This window comes from Lysobacter avium, assembly GCF_015209745.1.
Taxonomy (GTDB): domain Bacteria; phylum Pseudomonadota; class Gammaproteobacteria; order Xanthomonadales; family Xanthomonadaceae; genus Novilysobacter; species Novilysobacter avium.
On sequence record NZ_CP063657.1, the window covers coordinates 1,203,074 to 1,223,300 of the forward strand.

Annotated in this window: 20 protein-coding genes; 9 read left to right on the top strand and 11 right to left on the bottom strand. The window is 65.7% G+C overall.

Annotated elements, in window-relative coordinates; all coding sequences use genetic code 11:
• The first annotated feature begins 94 nt into the window (after positions 1 to 94).
• A complete protein-coding gene (locus INQ42_RS05475) occupies positions 95 to 868 on the top strand; it encodes a hypothetical protein (protein WP_194035486.1) in 774 nt (257 codons plus the stop codon).
• Between the two features lie 54 nt (positions 869 to 922).
• Here INQ42_RS05475 and INQ42_RS05480 read toward each other — a convergent pair whose 3' ends face one another.
• Positions 923 to 2,059, bottom strand: coding sequence for a hypothetical protein (locus INQ42_RS05480; RefSeq protein WP_194035487.1), 1,137 nt, complete (start codon positions 2,057 to 2,059; stop codon positions 923 to 925).
• Positions 2,060 to 2,149: 90 nt separating this feature from the next.
• Positions 2,150 to 3,505 carry a PKD domain-containing protein gene (locus INQ42_RS05485; protein ID WP_194035488.1) on the bottom strand — a complete coding sequence of 452 codons (1,356 nt, stop codon included), beginning with the start codon at positions 3,503 to 3,505 and terminating at the stop codon, positions 2,150 to 2,152.
• Between the two features lie 322 nt (positions 3,506 to 3,827).
• Between INQ42_RS05485 and INQ42_RS05490 the strand changes: the two genes are divergently transcribed.
• Entirely contained in the window at positions 3,828 to 5,087 is a 1,260-nt protein-coding gene (locus INQ42_RS05490) for a putative DNA modification/repair radical SAM protein (RefSeq protein ID WP_194035489.1), read from the top strand.
• A gap of 11 nt (positions 5,088 to 5,098) precedes the next feature.
• On the top strand, positions 5,099 to 6,505 hold the full coding sequence (locus INQ42_RS05495) for a UdgX family uracil-DNA binding protein (RefSeq protein ID WP_194035490.1): 1,407 nt from the start codon (positions 5,099 to 5,101) through the stop codon (positions 6,503 to 6,505).
• Positions 6,506 to 6,533: 28 nt separating this feature from the next.
• Here INQ42_RS05495 and INQ42_RS05500 read toward each other — a convergent pair whose 3' ends face one another.
• Complete coding sequence (locus tag INQ42_RS05500; protein WP_194035491.1) at positions 6,534 to 7,370, bottom strand: DUF6159 family protein; 837 nt, start codon at positions 7,368 to 7,370, stop codon at positions 6,534 to 6,536.
• 53 nt (positions 7,371 to 7,423) lie between these two features.
• On the opposite strand from INQ42_RS05500, the gene INQ42_RS05505 reads away from it, so the two are divergent.
• Both INQ42_RS05505 and INQ42_RS05510 read left to right on the top strand, forming a co-directional pair.
• The gene (locus INQ42_RS05505) at positions 7,424 to 7,840 is read left to right on the top strand and encodes a hypothetical protein (protein ID WP_194035492.1); all 417 of its coding nucleotides are present in this window, start codon (positions 7,424 to 7,426) and stop codon (positions 7,838 to 7,840) included.
• 59 nt (positions 7,841 to 7,899) lie between these two features.
• On the top strand, positions 7,900 to 9,570 hold the full coding sequence (locus INQ42_RS05510) for a dipeptidyl-peptidase 3 family protein (protein ID WP_194035493.1): 1,671 nt from the start codon (positions 7,900 to 7,902) through the stop codon (positions 9,568 to 9,570).
• A 34-nt stretch (positions 9,571 to 9,604) separates the two neighbouring features.
• On the opposite strand, the gene INQ42_RS13005 is transcribed toward INQ42_RS05510, so the two are convergent.
• Positions 9,605 to 9,727 (bottom strand): hypothetical protein, encoded by a 123-nt coding sequence (locus INQ42_RS13005; RefSeq protein ID WP_282435700.1) that lies wholly within the window; start codon positions 9,725 to 9,727, stop codon positions 9,605 to 9,607.
• Positions 9,728 to 9,775: 48 nt separating this feature from the next.
• The gene (locus tag INQ42_RS05515; protein ID WP_228064445.1) at positions 9,776 to 10,087 is read right to left on the bottom strand and encodes a hypothetical protein; all 312 of its coding nucleotides are present in this window, start codon (positions 10,085 to 10,087) and stop codon (positions 9,776 to 9,778) included.
• A 166-nt stretch (positions 10,088 to 10,253) separates the two neighbouring features.
• Here INQ42_RS05515 and putP point away from each other — a divergent pair, with 166 nt between their 5' ends.
• The 4 genes from putP (at position 10,254) to INQ42_RS05535 (ending at position 14,649) form a co-directional block, all read left to right on the top strand.
• Positions 10,254 to 11,747: a sodium/proline symporter PutP gene (gene putP / locus INQ42_RS05520; protein ID WP_194035494.1), complete on the top strand. Its 1,494-nt coding sequence runs from the start codon at positions 10,254 to 10,256 to the stop codon at positions 11,745 to 11,747.
• 132 nt (positions 11,748 to 11,879) lie between these two features.
• Positions 11,880 to 13,199: an MFS transporter gene (locus INQ42_RS05525; protein ID WP_228064446.1), complete on the top strand. Its 1,320-nt coding sequence runs from the start codon at positions 11,880 to 11,882 to the stop codon at positions 13,197 to 13,199.
• Positions 13,200 to 13,229: 30 nt separating this feature from the next.
• On the top strand, positions 13,230 to 13,991 hold the full coding sequence (locus tag INQ42_RS05530) for a hypothetical protein (protein ID WP_194035495.1): 762 nt from the start codon (positions 13,230 to 13,232) through the stop codon (positions 13,989 to 13,991).
• A gap of 91 nt (positions 13,992 to 14,082) precedes the next feature.
• Entirely contained in the window at positions 14,083 to 14,649 is a 567-nt protein-coding gene (locus tag INQ42_RS05535) for a type 1 glutamine amidotransferase domain-containing protein (RefSeq protein WP_194035496.1), read from the top strand.
• Positions 14,650 to 14,703: 54 nt separating this feature from the next.
• Here the strand turns inward: INQ42_RS05535 and INQ42_RS05540 are convergent, their stop codons facing one another.
• The 6 genes from INQ42_RS05540 to INQ42_RS05565 all read right to left on the bottom strand — a co-directional run bounded on the left by INQ42_RS05540 (position 14,704) and on the right by INQ42_RS05565 (position 20,213).
• Positions 14,704 to 15,657, bottom strand: coding sequence for a quinone oxidoreductase family protein (locus tag INQ42_RS05540; RefSeq protein WP_194035497.1), 954 nt, complete (start codon positions 15,655 to 15,657; stop codon positions 14,704 to 14,706).
• Positions 15,654 to 16,376 (bottom strand): pirin family protein, encoded by a 723-nt coding sequence (locus tag INQ42_RS05545; protein ID WP_194035498.1) that lies wholly within the window; start codon positions 16,374 to 16,376, stop codon positions 15,654 to 15,656. The genes INQ42_RS05540 and INQ42_RS05545 overlap by 4 nt, the downstream gene beginning before the upstream one ends.
• Before the next feature lie 11 nt (positions 16,377 to 16,387).
• Positions 16,388 to 17,392, bottom strand: a complete 1,005-nt coding sequence (locus INQ42_RS05550) for a glutathione S-transferase family protein (RefSeq protein ID WP_194035499.1) — start codon at positions 17,390 to 17,392, stop codon at positions 16,388 to 16,390.
• A 62-nt stretch (positions 17,393 to 17,454) separates the two neighbouring features.
• A complete protein-coding gene (locus tag INQ42_RS05555; RefSeq protein ID WP_194035500.1) occupies positions 17,455 to 17,718 on the bottom strand; it encodes a hypothetical protein in 264 nt (87 codons plus the stop codon).
• Positions 17,715 to 19,028, bottom strand: coding sequence for a TFIIB-type zinc ribbon-containing protein (locus tag INQ42_RS05560; protein ID WP_194035501.1), 1,314 nt, complete (start codon positions 19,026 to 19,028; stop codon positions 17,715 to 17,717). The genes INQ42_RS05555 and INQ42_RS05560 overlap by 4 nt, the downstream gene beginning before the upstream one ends.
• 21 nt (positions 19,029 to 19,049) lie before the next feature.
• Complete coding sequence (locus tag INQ42_RS05565) at positions 19,050 to 20,213, bottom strand: SPFH domain-containing protein (protein WP_194035502.1); 1,164 nt, start codon at positions 20,211 to 20,213, stop codon at positions 19,050 to 19,052.
• Positions 20,214 to 20,227: the final 14 nt, after the last annotated feature.

A 20,227-nucleotide genomic window follows, 5' to 3' on the forward strand; every position in this document is an offset into this window, starting at 1 on the left:
CAACCTTCAGTCGTCGCCCCGGTGCGCGAGTGGGGTATCGTCCACGCGACCCTCCCGGAGTCCTTCAATGCTGCGGTCATTACTCGCCCCCATCATGATCCTGGCCGCCGGGGTCGCCTCTCCGTTGCAGGCCGCTGATCAACCCGATGACGCAGACGGCTTCAGTTGCAAGGTCTGCGAACGAAAGGCCGCCGAGCTGGCGCGGTGCCAGGGCCTTGATCCGGATGAGTACTTCACGGGTCTGGTCTTCAATCCGCCGGGAATGCAGACCGGGTTTGCGCGCTCATCCTGCTTCGACCGCCTTGCCCTGAATTACAGGGACGTGACGCTGTGCGCAGAGGTCAGGGAGCGCAAGTCAAGGTGGTTCGATGGGTCTGCGCTCTCGCACCAGGCGTGCGAGCGGCGGGTGCACGAGTGGGCTGCTGGCGATCCGCGAGCGGTCATCGCCGATATTCATCGGCTGGACGAGATGCAGTGGTTCCGCAATGGAAACGGCCGCGACTTCGACGTGCATGTACGCACCTCGGGCTCCTATCCGCACCGTTACAAGCTGAAGCTCCTGATGCTGGATAGCAAGAGTGCGCGCACGCAGACACTTTGGGACAACGAATACGGCTACCGGGCCGTAGATCAGGAGCGCCGAATCCTGATCCGGGCGGGTGATTTGCATGCGGCCGCGGCGGCTCTGGGCGTGGAGCCACCGTACCGCGTCCGATTGACGTTTGCGCTGGTGGAACCGACCCTGGCGGAACTGGAGCAGTTTTCGGCGATGTCGCCCAGTGAGCGGGAAAGCAGCCTGGAGGAATGGGTGGAACCGGCCGCGCTGCGGCGGGATCCGCGGGACCTGGCCGGGGACGTGAGACGCTGAGATCCGCGGCTGACCGCCTTACCTGCGAACGTGTCGCGATTGACGTGCCCGCATCTAATTCGGCTGTTCTACCCGTCTGTAATCGAACAGCGCAGTAACGTCACAATCGAACCGGTCGCCCATCAGTTGCTTCAACTTCGGCGGGGCGCGGACGTGCTGCTTCTGGACCCCCGCGATGTGCGTGGCAGACATCACCTCGATATCCAGGTTGACGTCAAAGGTCATCGCCGCGGACGGGGCCTGAGCCTGCAATGCATGCCATGAGTTGAGGCCGGTGCGGTCCCAGTCAAGGTCCGGACCTTTCTGCATCAGCGGTTGGGGATGGAAGGGCCGGTCGAACGTGAGGTCCTGGCTGCCGTGGCTGCCGATCTGGGATTCCACGGCGGGCCGCAGCTGTTTGGCAATCATTGGCGAGCACGAAGCGGTATCGATGCTCTTCATGGTGACGATCCAGGTACCGTCCAGCGGCTGGATGGCGCCGGTATCGTCGTGCTCTTCGACTTCGTCTCCGCATGGCCCGGTGGGCGAGCCGAGCGTGGCGCCGAGTCCTGCCAGCGATTCACTGACAAGCCCGTCAAGCTCGCTCGTATCCGGATTGTTTCCTTTGGCCTTGCCGACCCCGCGTGTGTAGGCAATCGTCGATTCAACGTCATGGGCTGCGCGGATATGCAGCTTCCCGTCCACGATGTCGTTCTCCCGGGCGTGCACGGAATAGTTGTATCGCGTGACGAGTTTATCCTCGCCGTCCATGCCCGCGATGCTTTCGATCGGCGCGGTCTCGCTGGTGCGGATGATCTTTACTGTCACCGAACGCGACGGCTTCGCGGACTCCTTGTCGCGACTGCCGCAGTAGCCGGCATGGCGGCTCATCCATCGTTTGCTCGGCAGCATGTGGCCGTCAGGGTCAAAGCGCAGCGTCAGGAGCGCGCTCGCAGCCGACTCGCCCTCGTATGTGATCCTGTCGGCATCGATGTAGTCCTCGAGGTCCAGCCCGGCTTCGCCGGCGGGCGCCAGGCCCTTGCTTTGCAGCTCAGCCAACAGGGCTTTCCTGGCCAGCACGACGTTGACGCCGTTGTCGGCCGATGCCGGCGGCGCGGCGAGCGTCAGCGCCAGCAGCACGGTCGCGATTTTCAGGCTGGAACGCTCCCGTCGCGGGTGGGCAGGGCCCAGTTTGTCTCGCAGTGCTTTCATTATTCTCATCCCCATGGTGGGTGCTCCATGCCTGGAATTTTCCGGTTCCGTCCGCACCTTCGCCATGCTGCACGCCGACGCGGAATAGCCTTACATTGCTGCGGTATCGTCGGGCGCGGTCGTTCCGGAGCCAGCGCGGATCTCCAGTGTGGTGACCTCGTTGACGCTGGACGGACCTTCCAGGGTGAGCGTGTTGCGGTACACCTTGCGCGCGATGACGCCGGCGTCGTCCGTGGCTTCCCATTCGCTGAAATGGAACGACCCATCCGCCTGCACCTCGCGTTCGTGCGAGGCGACAAAGCTGGTCCACCAGGACGCGCCGATGCCGGCAACCGCTTGCCTCATCAGAGGGCCGACAGGATTGCCTTCCAGGTTCGGGCAGCGCACCTCAGCGCCGGGTACCGCCTCCTGGATGGGCCGCGAACGGTCATGTGGAATCGTCACAGATACCTCTGTGCCGCCGGCCGTCTTGCCGGACACGTCCGGCAGTGTTGCGCGCGCCTCCAGCACGCCGTCGCGAGGGGTGACTGTGCACCCGAGCGCGGTCACCATCCGGTCCGCGGCGGAGTTGGACATCTCGACGTTGCGCAGCGGGGCGCTGCCCTGGAAGGTGCCGTCGGATGAGATCGAGAGCGGCACCACGGACTCGAACTTCGAGACAATCCGGGTATCGCCGGGTGCGCGCATTTCGATGCGCGAAGAGAAGTTCAGTGCCAGGCTGCCGCCGATGACTACCTCCAGCGTCTTGCTGGCCGGTTCGATGTCCTTGCCTTCCACCGTGACGGTCACCGGATACGTGCCGTTGCGGGCATATACGTGCTGGGCGCGCTTGCCGATGTCCTCGGGCGCGGATCCGTCGCCGAAGTCCCACGTGTAGTTCAGGTAACGACCGTAGCTGCCCTGAAACCCGGCCTGGAAAACGATCGGCTCGCCCACCTGGCTTCCCGACACGTGTTCCAGACGGATCTCGCCACACGGCCCGACCATTGCGCGCGGCTTAAGCGGCATCCCGTCCATGGCTTCGCTCATCAGTGCGAACAGCGCACCGGCGTCCGGGCTTTCGCGGACACCGGACGTCGCGCCGATGTCCTGCATGACCGAGGATTCCCACTCCTGCTGATGGTTGATGGAGCCGGTGGCAGTGTCGATGACCCCGCCGAAGACAAAGTACTGGTAGCGGGTCTTCCCGGCGACGGCTTCCGTCAGCCGGTTCAACTTGAAACGGATCCGCTGTGCAGGCTGTAACGTCTCCCGTGCCCGTTGCTTGCAGTACTCCTTATGCCCGTCGCGCCACTCGGCGCCGGGGATAATGTTCCCCTCTGGACCGATCGAGACCCAGACCCTGCGCTCGCCGGCCTGGCCGGCGTTGCTCTCGATATAGTCGCCCATCGACAGCCCGGAGTTGGCCGGCGGCGTCAGGCCTCGGCTTTGCAGCACCTCGGCCATGACTGACCTTGCGGTCGCGGTGGGAACCTCTCCCGAATCGTCAGCCAGGGCATTCCCAGCGACGGAAGCCAGTGCCAAACAGGTCGCCAGCACCGGCAGACAATGTCTCCGGCGCTTGCGTGGTGTCGAATCAATGCGTTGCCCATGCACTCCTAAGTTCATGCTCGCTCCTTGTGGTTTAGTCCCTACTACGTCGGAACGCTGCCGGACAGGACATCGCTGCGCTGGCCAGCCCGGCGGATGGATCGACCGATCGACCTTTCAACTGAACCGTTCAACTGCCGTCTCATCCAATGAGACTGCCAGCGCCGATCCTCGCGCGATGAACGTCACCGAGAAACTCGCCGTGCTCGCCGATGCGGCCAAATACGACGCGTCCTGCGCGTCCAGCGGGGCGGCCAAGCGGGATTCGCTCAAGACCGGTGGCGTCGGCAGCACGGGCGGCATGGGCATCTGTCACTCGTACACGCCGGACGGACGGTGCGTGTCGCTGTTGAAGATCCTGCTGACCAACTTCTGCGTCTTCGACTGCGTGTACTGCGTCAACCGGGTGTCCAGCAACGTGCGGCGCGCACGCTTCACCACCGATGAGGTGGTGCGGCTGACGCTGGATTTCTACAAGCGCAATTACATCGAGGGCCTCTTCCTCTCCAGCGGCATCATCCGCAGCGGCGACTACACCATGGAGCAGCTGGTGGAAGTGGCGCGCAGTTTGCGCGAGGACCACCGTTTCGGCGGCTACATCCACCTCAAGACCATCCCCGATGCGGCGCCCGAACTGCTTGCCGCGGCTGGTCGCTACGCGGACCGGCTCAGCATCAACGTCGAGCTGCCGACCCAGGCCGGGCTGGACGCGCTGGCACCGGAGAAGAACCTGGGAAAGATCCGCGGCGCGATGGGCGAGGTGCGCTGGCGGATCGAGGAGGGCAAGGCGGCGCGCAAGGCGGTGCGGCGCGGTTCGGCCAAGCCACCTCGGTTCGCCCCAGCCGGTCAGAGCACCCAGATGATCATCGGCGCCGACGACGCCAATGACCGCAGCGTGCTGCAGTCCAGCGCCAATCTGTACGGCAACTACCAGCTGCGGCGGGTGTACTACTCGGCCTTCAGTCCGATCCCGGACGCGTCGTCGCGGCTGCCGCTGGTGGCGCCGCCGCTGGCGCGCGAGCACCGCCTGTACCAGGCCGACTGGTTGCTGCGCTTCTACGGCTTCGAGGTCGATGAGATCGCGCCGCCGGACAGCACGACTGGGGCCGGCAACGGCATGCTCGATCTGGACATCGACCCCAAGCTGGCATGGGCGCTGCGCCACCCGGAGCAGTTCCCCGTGGACATCAACCACGCGCCGCGCGAAATGCTGCTGCGCGTGCCGGGGCTGGGCACGCGCAACGTGGGCCGGATCGTGCAGTCGCGCCGCAGCGGCGGTCTGCGGGTGGCCGACCTGGCGCGGCTGCGTGCGCCCATCACCAAATTGCTGCCGTTTGTGCAGTTGCTGGATCACCATCCGGGCCGGCAACTGGATGACCCGGTGCGGCTGCGCGCACGGCTCGCCCCTCCGCCTGTGCAGGCCGGACTGTTCGGCTGAGCGGCGCAGGCATGGTTCGCACACAGATGGAGCCGGGATGGTGTCTGGACGCGTGGCGCGGACAGGCGCGGGCCGCACTCGCCGCTGGCGTACCGCCGGAAGACCTGCAATGGGACGGGGGCGCGCAGCAGGGGCTGTTGGGTGCGCCGCTGCCGGATGCGCCGGAAGCCGGCACGGGCCTGGTCGTGCCCGGCCGGTTCATCGAATTGGCGGGGGCGGTGCTGTGCCACCGCGACCCCAATCGCCATGGCCTGCTGTACCGGTTGCTGTGGCGCATCGTCAAGGGCGAACGCCGCCTGTTGGAGCGCGCCACCGACCCCGACGTCGTGGCGGCCTCGGCGCTGGCAGCCGCGGTCCGGCGTGACACCCACAAGATGAAGGCGTTTGTGCGCTTCCGGCAGATCCGCGAGGGCGAGGAGGCCTACGTGGCCTGGTTCGAGCCCGACCACTGGATCCTTGACCGGGTCGCGCCGTTCTTCGCCAAACGCTTTGCCGGCATGCGCTGGGCGATTCTTACCCCGTACCGCAGCGTGCGCTGGGATGGGGCGGCGCTGGACTTCGGGCCGGGCGGCGTGCGCGCCGACGCGCCCGCCGAGGATGCGCGCGAGGACCTGTGGCTCACCTACTACGCCAACATCTTCAATCCGGCCCGGCTCAACCCGACGATAATGCGGCAGGAGATGCCGCAGAAATACTGGAAGGGTCTGCCCGAGGCGGCGCTGCTGCCATCACTGCTGCGCGAGGCCGGTAGCCGGGTGCGCGACATGGCCGAACGCGAGGCGCAGCAGCCGCGACGCCGCATTCCCGCGCGGCCGACGCCGGCCTCGGTCGACGTGGGCAGTCTGGCGGAAGCACCAGCACAGGCAGCGGACTGCCGTCGCTGCCCGCTGTGGGAACCGGCCACTCAGACGGTGTGGGGCGAGGGGCCGGAGGACGCGCGCTTGATGTTCATTGGCGAGCAGCCCGGCGACGCCGAGGACCTGACCGGTCGACCGTTCGTCGGCCCGGCCGGCGCGCTGCTGGACCGGGCGTTTGCCGACGCCACGATCGACCGGGCGGCGGCGTATCTGACCAATGCGGTCAAGCATTTCCGCTTCGAACAGCGAGGCAAGGTGCGGCTGCACAAGAGGCCTGACGCCGGCCACGTACGTGCCTGCCACGTCTGGCTCCAGCAGGAACTGGCCACCGTGCGTCCCGACACCGTGGTGTGCCTCGGCGCTACCGCTGCGGCAGCGGTGTTCGGCAATGCCTTCAAGCTGACGCAGGAGCGGGGCCGTTGGCACACCCTGGGCAACGGCGTGCGCGCGATGGCCACCGTGCATCCGGCGTGGGTGCTTCGCCAGCCACCAGCGGCGCGCGAATCCGCTTACCGGGGGCTGGTGGCGGACCTGCTCTCCTTGTCGTCAGGAGGCCCTTGATGCGCTTCGTGAACGAACGAGCTGGCGGCTACGGCGCTCCAGCGAACGCGCGCGCAAGTACGTCATTTTCGAAATACTCCCCAGCGTCTCCCTGCGTGGCGTAGCGATAGAGGGCGGCGGAATAGATCGCCTTCACGGCCGTCACGGACACAAACACCAGCAACAGTCCGGCATAAATCAAAAGGATCATCGTCAACATCTCGATTGCGCCGGACATATAGACCGTCAGGCCCGCGAATGTGACCACGCTGCAGCCGGCACACGTTGCCATCTCGAAGCCGAGCTGTCCGATGAGGTTTTCTCCCCAGGTGTACCTGAGCATTTCCACGCTTTGCTTGAGTGCATCGATCGGACCGACGTCGCGCTTGATGATCACGGGGATCACGAGGAATGAACTGACCGTCCAGGTCAATCCAATCAGTCCGGTGACAAGGCGTCCCAGCGGCGCAACCCTTTCCTCAAGGGCCTGCAAGACGACGCTGACCGCGGCACATATGAACGAAAAACCGAAAAGGGCCGGCAGCTTCTCAATCGCGATGCCGAAGCCATCCGCCAGGGTCGGCTCGCCTCCTTCAAATCGGATCATCGCCGCTCCGATGAGGGCGCAGTTGAAGAAGGTGATGGCGAGGTAGGTCAGGAAGTACACCAGAAATAGCAGCGCATAAGCCTCGGCGCTGGGAAGTGGCCTTTTTTCGGCGATCGCTTCAAGCACTCCCATCGAGATGGCTGGTTGGAGGAACGTCAGAAACACCATCAGCATGCAAATCCCCGACAGCAGCGGGAACACCAAGAGGTGCTTGTCCGTCATCAGGACACCCACGCTGGGCTTGACCAGCTCCCAACTCCGCTGGAACCTTTCAAACATGTCGACTTCCGCTGTCCTTGACCTGTGCTGTATGGCTTGGGCCGATCTGAATTATGACTGCGAATGCGGAAAACAGGAACGGTTCCGGAGCACTGGAGGCACGCTTCGCCCTGATCTGCGGATCCCATGCCGTCGCGCGTCGGGTATCTTCTGCGTTGCATGCACATCGGGTTGAGCGGATGAAAACAACGATCGTCGGGCTGATTACGCCGCATTTCCTGAGGGTCATCGATCTTGCCAATCAGGCCCAGACGGGTATCACCGTCGACTGGCACCTCCGCAACGAGGTCGCCAATACCGTTGCCAGTCTTGCCGATCAGTACAACGCACGCGAATTGCTGTCGGCGTATGTCACCGGACTGGAGGCGGCGGCCAAGGATGCCGGGCCTGGCCGTAAAAGCTACGCAGCGCTGCTGGAGACTGCCGCATCGCTGGCGGCACGGGAGATTGACCGACTCGATTCCCTGTAGAGCCAGCATTCAGTGCGTGTGGGCTGGCATGCTTGCTTGATCCCCTTCGGAGCCTTTCCATGCCACTGCGCGCCCTGACCCTTGCCCTCGTGTTCGCACTGTCTGCCGTCGCCTGCCAGCCGAAGACCGCCAGCGACACCGCGGCTGCCGCGTCCACACAGGCAGCGGCCGACGCTTCATCCGACATCGCCGCCAGGGTCGCCGCGTACGAGGAGTTCGAACTCAAGGCCGACATCTCGCACCTGGCCGAGGGCGACCGGGAGGCCATCGGTTACCTGCTGCAGGCGGGCCAGATCATGGACGACCTGTTCTGGAAGCAGGTGGTCGAGGACAAGGACGCGCTGCTGGAGGGGATCAGCGATCCGGCGACGCGCCGCTTCGTGGAGATCAATTACGGGCCCTGGGATCGACTGGATGGCGACGCGCCCTTCGTCGAAGGGGTGGGACCGCGCTCACCGGGTGCCGGCTTCTATCCCGCCGACATGACCAAGGCCGAGTTCGAGGCCGCCGACCTGCCCGGCAAGGACAGCCAGTACACGCTAGTGCGGCGTGATGACGCCGGCGAGCTGGTGGTGGTGCCGTACCACGAGGCCTATGCGTCCGGGCTGGGTCGCGCCGCGGACCTGCTGCGGCAGGCGGCGACGGTCGCCACCGATGCCGGCCTCCGCAACTACCTGAGATTGCGTGCGGACGCCCTGCTCAGCGGCGACTACCGGGCCAGTGACATGGCGTGGATGGACATGAAGACCAGCCCGATCGACGTGGTGATCGGGCCGATCGAGAGCTACCAGGACGCGCTGTACGGCACCAAGGCCGCGTTCGAGGCGTTCGTGCTGGTCAAGGACGTGGAGTGGAGTGAGCGTCTGGCGAAGTTTGCGCAGTTCCTCCCGGCGCTGCAGCGCGAGCTGCCGGTGGCCGCCAGGTACAAGGCCGAAACCCCCGGCTCGGACGCCGACCTCAACGCCTATGACGCGATCTACTACGGCGGCGACGCCAACGCCGGCGCCAAGACCATCGCCATCAACCTGCCCAACGACGAGCAGGTTCAGCTGGCCAAGGGTTCGCGCCGCCTGCAGCTGAAAAACGCGATGCGCGCCAAGTTCGACGCCATCCTGGAGCCGATCGCCGACGAGCTGATCGTGCCGGACCAACGCGAGCACATCACCTTTGACGCGTTCTTCGAGAACGTGATGTTCCACGAGGTCGCCCACGGCCTGGGCATCAAGAACACGCTGGACGGCAAGGGCACGGTGCGCGAGGCGCTGACAGATCTGGCCAGCGGCTTCGAGGAAGGCAAGGCCGACATCCTGGGCCTGTACATGATTGGCCAGCTGGGCGCGATGGGTGAGCTGGACGCGGCCAGGCTGGACGACAACTACGTGACGTTCCTCGCCGGCATCTTCCGCTCGGTGCGCTTCGGCGCCACCAGCGCGCATGGGCAGGCCAACATGGCCGCGTTCAATTTCCTGCAAGAGCAGGGCGCCTTCAGCCGCGACCCGGACAGCGGCCACTACCGCGTGGACTTCGCGGCGATGAAGCCGGCCGTGGACGCGCTGTCGGCGAAGATCCTCACCTTGCAGGGTGACGGCGACTACGCGGGCGCACGCGCGTTCCTCGACCAGTACGGCAAGATCGGCCCGCAGCTGCAGTCCGACCTCGACCGCATCGCGCGGAAGAACATCCCGGTGGACATCGTGTTCAAGCAGGGGCGCGAGGTGCTGGGGATGTAGGGCTGTTGCGTCTCGGTCCAGTGGGACGGTCGCGTTAGGCAATCCAGGTCGACCCGGTGCGTTGCGGGCGCTGCGACCAGCCTTGCAGGGCGCGCCACAGCTCGCGCTGGAAGGTATCGGGTCCGGTTGGCCGCGGGATCGACTGTGATCCGGACATCGGGGTCGGTCCACCAAAGAGGTCGGGAGTCGCGCGGAGCGCGGGCGCTTACTCTTCCTCGTCTCTCATTGCCGGGTCTTCCGGCGTCCCCTGGGCTGGGTCGTCCGCGCGGTAGATCGGGTATTCCGCGTCGTGGAGATGCCGCAGCGCCTCCTGCATCGAGTCGGGCAGGCGATCGAGGCGGAGGATCACCTTCCCCTCGTGGACGTCACTCACCGCGTCAGCGGCGATGTCGAAGTCGCCACCGTTCTCGACGTTGACCACGAGCCCGCCTGAATCCTTGACTTCGCGAACGGCTCCGGCGGCGCTCTGACCGTCGGCGAGGAAAATCATGAAGCCGGGTTCGATGTTCTTTGGCATGGCGATCACCTGTAGGGAGGTGTTGGCAGAATCGGCGGGCGCGGGTTAGGCCTCGGTGAACTTCGCACGCGGACGATACGGCGGTGCCGTTTGCGTCGTGTGCACGCGATGTGATTGACTGCCTCGTTTGCGGGCGTCTGCCCGGCGCAGTGGGAAGTGGGGTTTTATGGCGATTGGTGTCTGGATCAGTTTGGGTCTGTATTTCGCGTTGATGCTGGGGATCGGCTTCTACGCCTACCGCAATTCCACGTCCTCCTCGGAGGAGTACACGCTGGGCGGACGCAGCCTCTCACCGGCCGTTGCGGCGCTGTCCGCCGGCGCCTCCGACATGAGTGGCTGGTTGTTGCTCGGCCTGCCGGGTGCGCTTTACATCAGCGGCCTGGTATCGGCGTGGATCGGCATCGGCCTGACGCTTGGCGCGTTGGTGAACTGGATCGTGGTCGCGCCCCGGCTGCGTGAGCAGACCGAGCGTTACGACAACAGCCTGACGATCCCGCAGTTCCTCTCCAACCGATTCCCCAGCCGCGCGATGGCGTTGCGCGTGGTCTCGGCGCTGATCGTGGTGGTGTTCTTCTCGGTGTACACGGCCTCCGGCCTGGTGGCGGGCGGCAAGCTGGCCCAGAGTGCGTTCAGCGCGGTGCTGCAATTCAATTCCATGAGCGATTACGCGGTGGGCGTATCGCTGACGCTTGGCGTGGTGCTGGCCTACACCGTCATCGGCGGCTTTCTTGCCGTCAGCCTGACCGACTTCGTGCAGGGCGTGATCATGATGCTGGCGCTGATCATCATGCCCGTGGTGGTACTGATGGGCCCGGGCGGCGGCGGGCTGTCACAGGCGCGCGAGACCCTGTCGGTGCTGGGACCGGAGTACCTGTCGTGGTTCTCCGGGCTGTCGGTCATCGGCTTCCTGTCGGCGATCGCGTGGGGGCTAGGCTACTTCGGCCAGCCGCACATCATCGTGCGCTTCATGGCGCTGCGCTCAGTCAAGGACGTGCCGCGGGCCCGCAATATCGGCATGTCGTGGATGGCGATCTCGGTGCTCGGTTCGATCAGCCTGGGCATCTTCGGGCGGGCGTATGCACTCCGTAACGGGCTGGTGGTGGATGACCCGGAGACGATCTTCATCGTGCTGGCCGACCTGCTGTTCCACCCGCTGGTGACCGGCTTCCTGTTTGCGGCGCTGCTGGCTGCGGTGATGAGCACGATTTCCAGCCAGTTGCTGGTCGCGTCGTCCTCGTTGACCGAGGATTTCTACCGGCTGTTCCTGCGCAAGGACGCGGGCGACCGGGAGACGGTGCTGGTGGGCCGCATCAGCGTGATGCTGGTGGGCATCGTCGCCGCGTTCCTGGCGTGGGATCCCGACTCCAAGGTCCTGGACCTGGTCAGCCATGCGTGGGCCGGGTTTGGCGCCGCGTTTGGACCGCTGATCGTGCTCTCCCTGACCTGGCCGCGGATGACCGGAACCGGGGCGGTCGCCGGGTTGGTGGTCGGTGCCGCCACGGTCATCGGCTGGATCCTGATGGGCTGGGATGTGGGCTTCCTGGGTGGCCCGGGCATCTACGAGATCATCCCGGGCTTTGCCGCCGCGTGGGCCGCGATCTACTTTGTCAGTCTGGCGACGCAGGGCCAGGATGAGTTCCGGGCGCTGCCGGAGGCCTGAGGAGCCGGACCTTCCGGGTTTCGCGTCGCTTTGATTGCGCCGTCGGCACCCTGAGCGCTGACCTCGTCCTTGGAGCTGGTGAAAATGCCGGTGCGAAATGAGATTTGCCAACGCTGACGTGGGGCCCCTGAGATGGTCGTAGGCGGCCATCTGGACCAGATGTTCCACTCGCTGCGCATCTTCAACTACCGGCTGTGGGCCGGTGGCGCGCTGGTATCCAATGTTGGCACGTGGATGCAACGGATCGGCCAGGACTGGCTGGTGCTGACGGTATTGACCGATGGCAACGCCACTGCTGTGGGCACGGTCATGGCGTTGCAGTTCGGGCCGCCGCTGCTGCTGTTGCCGCTGACGGGCTTTGCCGCGGACCACTGGGACCGACGCAAGCTGTTGCTCGCCACGCAGGCTATCTCGGGGCTGCTGGCACTTGGATTGGGCCTGCTGACCCTGGCCGGCGTCATCCAGCTCTGGCACGTCTACGGCTTTGCCTTGTTGCTGGGCTGCGTGACGGCATTCGACGCCCCGGCCCGGCAGGCGTTCGTCTCGGATCTGGTCAGTGATGACGACCTGGCCAACGCGGTGGCGCTGAACTCGGCCTCGTTCAACGCGGCGCGCATGCTGGGCCCCGCTGCAGCCGGCGTCCTGATCGCCGCGGTCGGGGAGGGCTGGCTGTTCGTCATCAATGCGGGCTCCTATGCGGCGGTGCTGCTCTCGCTGTGGTTCATCCGCGTGCACGAGCTGTTTTCCGAAGCGCGGCCCGAGCGTGAGCGTGGCAGCCTGCTGGCCGGCTTTCGCTACGTGTGGAACCGCCCCGATCTGATGGCGGTACTGGTGATGCTGTTCCTGCTGGGCATGCTCGGCTTCAACTTTGCCATCTTCATATCCACCATGTCGGTGAAGGAGTTTGGCGGCGATGCCAGCCAGTTCGGCCTGCTGACCTCGGCGATGGCTGTGGGCACGATGACGGGTGCACTTTTGTCGGCCCGACGACCGGTGCCCGGGATGGTCCTGATGGCGGTCTCGGCAGCGGCGTTCGGCGTCAGCATGGTGGTGGCTGCGGTGATGCCCGGTCCGATCCTGTTTGCCGTGGTGCTGTTCTTTGTCGGGTTGGCGGCGCTGATGTTCATGACCGCCAGCAACTCGATGATGCAACTCACCACCGAACGCAGCATGCGCGGCCGCGTGCTTGCACTGCGCATTGCCGTGGTCATGGGTGGCACACCTCTCGGTGCGCCGCTGGTGGGGTGGGTGGTGGATCGCTTTGGCGCGCGCTGGGCGATGGGCGTCGGCGCGCTTTCGGGACTGGCGGCGGCCGCGGTGGCGGTCGCCTATCTGGCCCGGCACCGCCAGTTGCGGGTGAGCCGTGACGAGGGCCGACTACGTCTACTCATCCAGCCCGACCCCAACCATATGACCATGACGCGGGTGGCGGCGGGCGAGCGGGTGACCTGAGCCTTCACGCGGCGCGCCTATGCTGTGCGGATGAGAAAACTCGCTGAAACTTTCTGGAATATCCGGGGTGTACACCGCGTCGCGGGCCTGCTGGATATCGGCACGCACATGTCGCTGGTGAAGCGGGAAAACGGACGCTTCGTGATCGTGGACGGGTGTGATCCCGACGATACCCAGCGCGACGCCATGCTGGCCCTCACCGACGGTGGCGAACTCGTCGATGCGGTGGTGCACGTGCACCCGTTCCACACGCTGCACGTGGAGGCGACCCAACGGCTTTTTCCGTCGGCGACGCTGTATGGCACCGCGCGACATCGCCAGAAAACGCCGACGCTGCCGTGGTCGGGCACTCCGGTGGAGGAGTGGGGAGAGGATCATCCTCTGGCCGACCTGTTCGATCTTTCGGTGCCGGATGGGGTCGGGTTCGTCACCGACGATGAGCGGGTGCACGTGGCCTCGGTGCTGGTGCGCCATCGCCCGAGCGGCGTCGTGCACGTCGACGACACGCTCAACGTCATGGCGGCGCCCGGGTTTCTGCGGCCGCTGTTGCCGCAGTCCTCGCTGCGAATGCACCCGATGCTGTCGCGCGCGCTGATCCCGGCGCCCGGCGCCGCCGATGACTATGCGGCGTGGGCGCGTGGCCTTGCCGCCCGATGGGCCGATACCCCGGTGGTCTGCGCGGCACACTCGGCCGTTCGCGACCTGCCAGTCGGCGGCTTCAGCAGGGAAATGGAGGCGGCACTGGACAAGGTCGCCGGAACGCTCAAGCGGCATCGCGAGCGCTACGGCTAGGTTTCAGTCACCCATCGCGAACGCTCCAGGCGCCAAAGTAGTGCCTCCGGACGTGGCATACCGCCGCGTCGCCAGAATTGCAGGAGGCCCCATGAGTAACGCTTTGCGCAACAAGACCGTCGCCATCCTTGCCACCGATGGCTTTGAACAGGTCGAACTGACAGAACCGAAAAAGGCCGTCGAGCAGGCCGGTGCAACGACCCGCCTGCTGTCCATCAAGGATGGCGAAATCCAGGGCATGCACCACGACAAGCCGGGTGACCGGTTCAAGGTCGACGGCCTCGTGGCCGACGCCACTGTCGACGAGTTCGACGCGCTGATCCTGCCGGGCGGGGTGGCCAATCCCGACACCCTGCGCCTGGATGAGGCCGCGGTGGCGTTTGTGCGCGACTTCACCCGCAGTGGCAAGCCGATCGGGGTGATCTGCCACGGTGCCTGGACAATGGTCGAAGCCGATGTGGTGCGCGGCCGCCGCATGACGGCGTGGCCGAGCGTGCGTACCGACCTCCGCAATGCCGGTGCCGACGTGGTCGACGAGGAAGTGGTGACCGACAAGGGTCTGGTATCAAGCCGCAATCCGGATGACCTTCCCGCGTTCTGCAAGAAGATCGTCGAGGAGTTTGCGGAAGGGCGCCACGAGGATCGCGTGTCGGAGTGAACCCCAACGACGGCGGGTGCCGGTCGTGACTGGCCCCCGCCTTGGTGGGTGCAGCTACGTCAGCAGCACATGCTTGACCGGCGCTCCGCCCACGGCGACGGCCTCGTAGGCATCAACCGCCTGATCGAATGACCAGGTCTGAACGGCGGGCGGCTGCAATGCGCCGTCTTCGAAGCCGGCGCGCAAGAGGTCCATCAAGGCGGCGATATCGGGCCCGCTCAGGCCCATGCTGTCGACACCGATCAGGCGTTTGACGCCGTGGTAGAAGTCCACGAGGTTGAAACTGACCACCTGTGGATTGCTGGAGATGGCGATCTGGCGTCCACCCCGGCGCAGGGCGTGCAGGCAATGCTCGAAGAGCTCGCCACCGACGGCATCCAGCGCGAGATCCGCGCCGTTGCCATCGGTGAGCGCTTTGACCTCGGCGGCCAGGTCCTGTCGGGTCGTATCGATGACGGCGTCCGCGCCCGAGGGGTTGTCCATCGAGCGCGATGCACCGATCACCCGCGCCTGCTTCCAGTGTGCGATCTGGGTTGCCGCACGGCCAACCGCGCCGGACACGCCGGTGACCAGTACGGTCTCCCCGGGCTGGATATCGCCGGCGGTGACCAGCGCAGACCAGGCCGTCAGATACGGCACGCCGATCGCGGCGGCCTGCTGCATGCTGAGCTGCGCCGGTTTGCGGCTGACCCATGCCGACGGCATCAGCAGGTACTCGGCATGCGCGCCGTCGCGCGCGACCCCGAAGCCGGTGCCGCTGCCCCAGACTTCCTCGCCGTGGCGACCGTCGCCGGCGACGACGGTGCCGGCGTAGTCGCGACCCGGGACGCGTGGCGTGCTGGCCTTGAAATGCCCGGAGACGTTCTTGACGTCGCTGGGATTGATGGCCGTGGCGGCCACCTTGACCAGGACTTCGCCCGGGCCGGGTTGGGGCAGGTCGCGCTCGTGCAGCTGGAGCGCGGAAGGCGGGCCGTAGCGGTCAAACGACCAGACCTTCATCGTACTCATGGCATTTGCGGCAGTTCGTGCGGGCGCAGGTCGAACACCAGCACCTCGGCATCCTTGCCTCCGCCCAGGGTCAGGGTTTCGGGTTTGCGCATGCGCACGCCGTCGCCGGCTTCCAGCTTCTCGCCGTTGAGGGCGACGCTGCCACGTGCGACATGCACGTAGGCATGGCGGTCCTTGTCCAGCGTCAGGGTCGCGCTTTCGTCGCCGTCAAACAGGCCGGCGTAGATGCGGGTGTCCTGCTGGATGCGCAGCGAGCCGTCCTGGCCATCGGGGGAGATGATCAGGCGCAGGCGCCCGCGCTTGTCCGCCTCGCTGAAGTGCTGCTGCTGGTAGACCGGCTTGCCACCGGAGTGGGCAGGCATGATCCAGATCTGCAGGAAGTGCACCGGCTCATCATCGGAGCCGTTGAACTCGCTGTGGGTGACGCCGGTGCCGGCGCTCATCAGCTGCACGTCGCCAGGCAGGATCTTCGAGCCGGTGCCCATGCTGTCGCTGTGCGCCAGCGCCCCTTCCAGGACGTAGGAGAAAATCTCCATGTCGCTGTGCGGGTGGGTGCCGAAACCCTGGCCCGGCGCAACGCGGTCCTCGTTGATGACGCGCAGGTCGGAGAAGCCGACCTGGTGCGGGTCGCGGTAGCCGGCAAAGGAAAAGGTATGGCGCGAGCTGAGCCAACCGTGTTCGGCGACGCCGCGGTCGGCGGCCTTGCGTACTTGCAACATGATGTTCTCCTTCAGGTGCCCCGGATTTCCCGCTTGCCCAGCCGTTCGCGGTCGTGCGGCGCGCTGAAATCCAGCTCCGGGCCGATCGAGACGATGCCGTGCGGATTGATGGTCGGGTGACTGCGGAAGTAATGGTGGCGGATGTGGTCCATATGGACCGTGCCGGCCACGCCGGGCATCTGATAGATGTCGCGCAGCAGGCCGTTGAGGTTGGGGTAATCGACGATGCGCTTGCGGTCGCACTTGAAGTGGGTCACGTACACCGCATCAAAGCGCACCAGCGTCGTCCATAGCCGAAGATCGGCTTCGGTCAGGGTGTTGCCCACCAGGTAGCGGCTGTTGCCAAGCCGCTGCTCCAGATCCTCGAGGGTGGCGAACAGCGCCGTTACCGCCTCGTCGTAGGCGGACTGGGTGGTGCAGAACCCTGCCTTGTAGACCCCGTTGTTGACATGCTCGTAGACCGTGTCGTTGATGCGATCGATTTCCCCGCGCAGGTCGGCCGGGTAGTAGTCGCCGGGCTGCGCGCCTACGCCGTCGAACGCGCTGTTCAGCATGCGGATGATGTCGGCCGACTCGTTGCTGACGATGGTCTCGCGCTGCCTGTCCCACAGCGTCGGCACCGTCACCTGGCCGCTGTAGTGCGGGTCCGCCTTGAGGTAGAGCTGGTAGGTCTTGTCGAAGCCGTACAGCGGGTCGCCGGTGGCGCCGTCGAAATCCGTGCGCAGTTCCCAGCCGTTCTCGAGCATCAGCGGATGGACCACCGACACCCCGATGTGCTGCTCCAGTCCCTTCCACGCCCGCATTAGCAGCGTCCGGTGTGCCCACGGGCAGGCGTAGGACACGTACAGGTGATAGCGGCCGCTCTCGGCCTTGAAGCCGTCCCTGCCGTCGGGGCCGGCAGAGCCGTCAGCGGTGATCCAGTTGCGGAACTGGCTTTTGGAGCGCTCGAAGCGTCCGCCGGTGTCCCCGGTGTCGTACCACTTGTCGTGCCACTGACCGTCGACCAGAAGTCCCATGATTGCCTCGCGCTGTTTGCACAAAGAGGCTCAGGGTAGCGGGTGGTCCGTTAATCGGTCTGCTATCCGGGGTTACGACGGCGCAGGCGGCGCACGCGCTTGCGGTAGGCCCGCACGTTGTCGCCAGTGATGCGGGTCTGCTGCGTGCCCTTGATCTCGTTGATCTTGTGGTCGGAGCCGGTCACCGGCTTGGCCTCCACCGCCGTCTCGTGCTCGAACGCGTGCGACTTGTCGGTGTTGCGGTAGAAACGGTAGAGCGCCCAGTACAGTCCCGCAGCGCCTGCGGGGCCGAGGGAGAGCAGCCAGAGCCCGCTGTCGTCGCTCATGATGCGAATGCCAGGAAAGTGATGACGAAGGCTTCAATGAAGGTGCCCACGGTGAGCGCGGCCAGCAACAGTTTCCACTGCTGCACCGGCACGCTGCCCATCGTCTCGCCGGTGCGCCCGTTGACGGCGATGTAGTGGAGCATGCCGCCGTTCCTGCCGGGCTGCTGGTAGGAGTACAGCCATACCGGCAGGTACATCGATACCCATCGCGAGCCGTGCACCTGCACGTCCTCCTCGTCCCAGCGCACGCCGCGATCGTAGCGGCCCACGGATGTCTCGATCTGGGCGCGGGCGATCGACAGCAGCTGATCCTCCAGGCGCGGGTGCAGGTGGTCCACGTCGCGGTCGCGCTTCTCGGAGCTGAAGCCGGACAGGAAAGACGCGTTCCACTTCACCGCATTCTTGGTATCGAACGGCAGGATCGTGTTGATGATGTTGTTGGTGTTGGCGGCCGTGTCCAGGTTGCCGCGCTCGGTGGAAGACTCCAGCGGCAGGTCATCGACCGTGAAGTCGACATGCCGCTCGACCTGGTAGACGTCGGCATCGTAGTAGGTCGTCTTCTGCTTGCCGTTCTGGCGCGTATAGCGTCGCGTCTCGATCTCGCCCTTGCCGGCGACATCCACGCTCGCCTTGCCGTCCACGATCATGTACGGCAGGTACACGCCGATGACGTTCTCCGGGGTGAACTCGTCCTTGAATTCCTTCAGCGCGAACATCCGCCGCTTGTCCACGAACTGGCGGATGCGGGCGACCGCGTCGTCCTTCTTGATGTGGAAGGGCAGGACCGCGTCCGGCACCGCACCGTTGGCCACCTGCTCGTTGACGCCGAAGACGTGCCGGCACCAGTGGCAGCGCGCGGTCATCGCGTTGTCGGTATTGATCGTGACCTCGGCGCCGCAGCCGCTGCACTTGAAGCTCATCAGGCTGGCGGCATCGGCGGCGATGTTCTGCGCGCCCGACGCGATGATCGTGCCTTCCAGGTCATCCAGCCCGGTGCCGAGCCCGAACTCCTCCTCCACCCGCTGGCCGTGCCATTCGTTGCGGCAGTAGAGGCAGACGAGCAGGTCGCTGCCGGGCTTCTGGCGGATCTCGGTGGAGCCGCATTTCGGACAGCGGTTGAGGCCGTCCTTGAGCTCCTCGGCCGAGGTGTCGATGGCGATGGGGTCGGGTGCCAGCACCTCGTCGCGTATCGGGTCGGGCAGCGTCTCCGGATCGATCGGAAAGCTACCCGGCGCCGGCGGCACGTCCCGCGGCGAGCCGGGACCGGTGGGCGCAGCCTCCGGCGCGGAGGAGTTATCAGGTCTGGACATGGGCGCTTCCTGGAACGCCGCTTACAGACCGAGCGCCTTGGTCTTGGCCGCGTCGTAGTCGGCCTGGGTGATCAGGCCCAGGTCGAGCATCTCCTTGGCCTTGGTCAGTCTGGCGATGGGATCGTCGGCAGCGGCGGGTGCCGCCGGGGCAGCGGGCGTCACCGGCTGCTGCAGGCTGCCCATGCCGCCCATCATTCCCGACGCCATGCCCAGGCCCATGATCCCGGCTGCGCCGCTGTTTTCGCCGGCCGACTGCATGCCCGCGGCGACGCTGGCCTGCAGGTTGGAGTTGCCGCGCGAACCGGCCAGCGCATCGGCACGCTGCACGGTCTTGAGCAATTCCCGCGTGTTCTCGTCGTACTCGATGGAGACAATGGCGGTCTTGACGATTGCCAGGCCGCGATCGGACTTCCACTGGTAAGCGTCCTCGACCGCGGCCGACAGGCTCTGGGCGAACCCCAGCGAATCCTGCTGCAGCTTGGTGATGCGATTGCCCTTGGCCGGATCGTTGGTGTACAGGCTGAACGCGGGCGCGAGCGAGCCGACCACTTCATTGAAGAGCTGGCCGGCGGCGGCGTTGTCCATGTCGGTGAAATCGAACACCTCGCCGGTCTGCAGGTATCGCGCCGGGACGAAATTCTTCACGAACAGGATCGGATCGACGATCTTCAGCGTGTAGGAACCGCGCGTCACCGCGCCGACCTGGGTGCCCAGGAAGCCGTCGTCCCAGTAGATTTCCGACTGTGTGCCGAAGCGGTTCTCGGGCAGTTCCTTCAGCGAGACGAAGAACGCGGCCTGCTGCGATCCGGGCTGGCCGCCAAACTTGAAGCGCTCCCAGCTTTGCTTGATCAGCGGGGAGACGATGCCATTGCCGGCGAAGATCGACTGCGAATCCAGGTGGTCCGAGCGCCACTCGTAACCGCCCGGCTCCGCGGCGAATCCGGTGATCGCGCCGTCCTGGAAAAGCAGCAGCCCGTAACCTTCCGGAACGATGATCTTCGAGCCGTTGGTGATGATGTTTTCCGAGCCGCGGGTGTTGGAGCCGCGACCTGCATTGGTGCCGCGCGGTACCGCGGCAAACAACGCCGCCGTCGCCGGCAGGCCGTCGGGAATCGTGTAGAAATCCTTCCACTGGTCCGCCAGCGCACTCCCCACCGCACCCACCACTGCCTGCACAAGACCCATGCCGATTCTCCGCG

Bases quoted from the DNA above. Each gene is read 5' to 3' on its own strand.
- INQ42_RS05510 (WP_194035493.1), top strand. From the start codon at position 7,900: ATGCCACTGCGCGCCCTGACCCTTGCCCTCGTGTTCGCACTGTCTGCC.
- INQ42_RS05530 (WP_194035495.1), top strand. From the start codon at position 13,230: ATGAGAAAACTCGCTGAAACTTTCTGGAATATCCGGGGTGTACACCGC.
- INQ42_RS05555 (WP_194035500.1), bottom strand. From the start codon at position 17,718: ATGAGCGACGACAGCGGGCTCTGGCTGCTCTCCCTCGGCCCCGCAGGC.
- putP (WP_194035494.1), top strand. From the start codon at position 10,254: ATGGCGATTGGTGTCTGGATCAGTTTGGGTCTGTATTTCGCGTTGATG.
- INQ42_RS05500 (WP_194035491.1), bottom strand. From the start codon at position 7,370: ATGTTTGAAAGGTTCCAGCGGAGTTGGGAGCTGGTCAAGCCCAGCGTG.
- INQ42_RS05480 (WP_194035487.1), bottom strand. From the start codon at position 2,059: ATGAAAGCACTGCGAGACAAACTGGGCCCTGCCCACCCGCGACGGGAG.
- INQ42_RS05495 (WP_194035490.1), top strand. From the start codon at position 5,099: ATGGTTCGCACACAGATGGAGCCGGGATGGTGTCTGGACGCGTGGCGC.
- INQ42_RS05490 (WP_194035489.1), top strand. From the start codon at position 3,828: ATGAACGTCACCGAGAAACTCGCCGTGCTCGCCGATGCGGCCAAATAC.
- INQ42_RS05560 (WP_194035501.1), bottom strand. From the start codon at position 19,028: ATGTCCAGACCTGATAACTCCTCCGCGCCGGAGGCTGCGCCCACCGGT.
- INQ42_RS05525 (WP_228064446.1), top strand. From the start codon at position 11,880: ATGGTCGTAGGCGGCCATCTGGACCAGATGTTCCACTCGCTGCGCATC.
- INQ42_RS05565 (WP_194035502.1), bottom strand. From the start codon at position 20,213: ATGGGTCTTGTGCAGGCAGTGGTGGGTGCGGTGGGGAGTGCGCTGGCG.
- INQ42_RS05485 (WP_194035488.1), bottom strand. From the start codon at position 3,505: ATGGCCGAGGTGCTGCAAAGCCGAGGCCTGACGCCGCCGGCCAACTCC.
- INQ42_RS05475 (WP_194035486.1), top strand. From the start codon at position 95: ATGATCCTGGCCGCCGGGGTCGCCTCTCCGTTGCAGGCCGCTGATCAA.
- INQ42_RS05515 (WP_228064445.1), bottom strand. From the start codon at position 10,087: ATGCCAAAGAACATCGAACCCGGCTTCATGATTTTCCTCGCCGACGGT.
- INQ42_RS05505 (WP_194035492.1), top strand. From the start codon at position 7,424: ATGACTGCGAATGCGGAAAACAGGAACGGTTCCGGAGCACTGGAGGCA.
- INQ42_RS13005 (WP_282435700.1), bottom strand. From the start codon at position 9,727: ATGTCCGGATCACAGTCGATCCCGCGGCCAACCGGACCCGATACCTTC.
- INQ42_RS05550 (WP_194035499.1), bottom strand. From the start codon at position 17,392: ATGGGACTTCTGGTCGACGGTCAGTGGCACGACAAGTGGTACGACACC.
- INQ42_RS05535 (WP_194035496.1), top strand. From the start codon at position 14,083: ATGAGTAACGCTTTGCGCAACAAGACCGTCGCCATCCTTGCCACCGAT.
- INQ42_RS05540 (WP_194035497.1), bottom strand. From the start codon at position 15,657: ATGAGTACGATGAAGGTCTGGTCGTTTGACCGCTACGGCCCGCCTTCC.
- INQ42_RS05545 (WP_194035498.1), bottom strand. From the start codon at position 16,376: ATGTTGCAAGTACGCAAGGCCGCCGACCGCGGCGTCGCCGAACACGGT.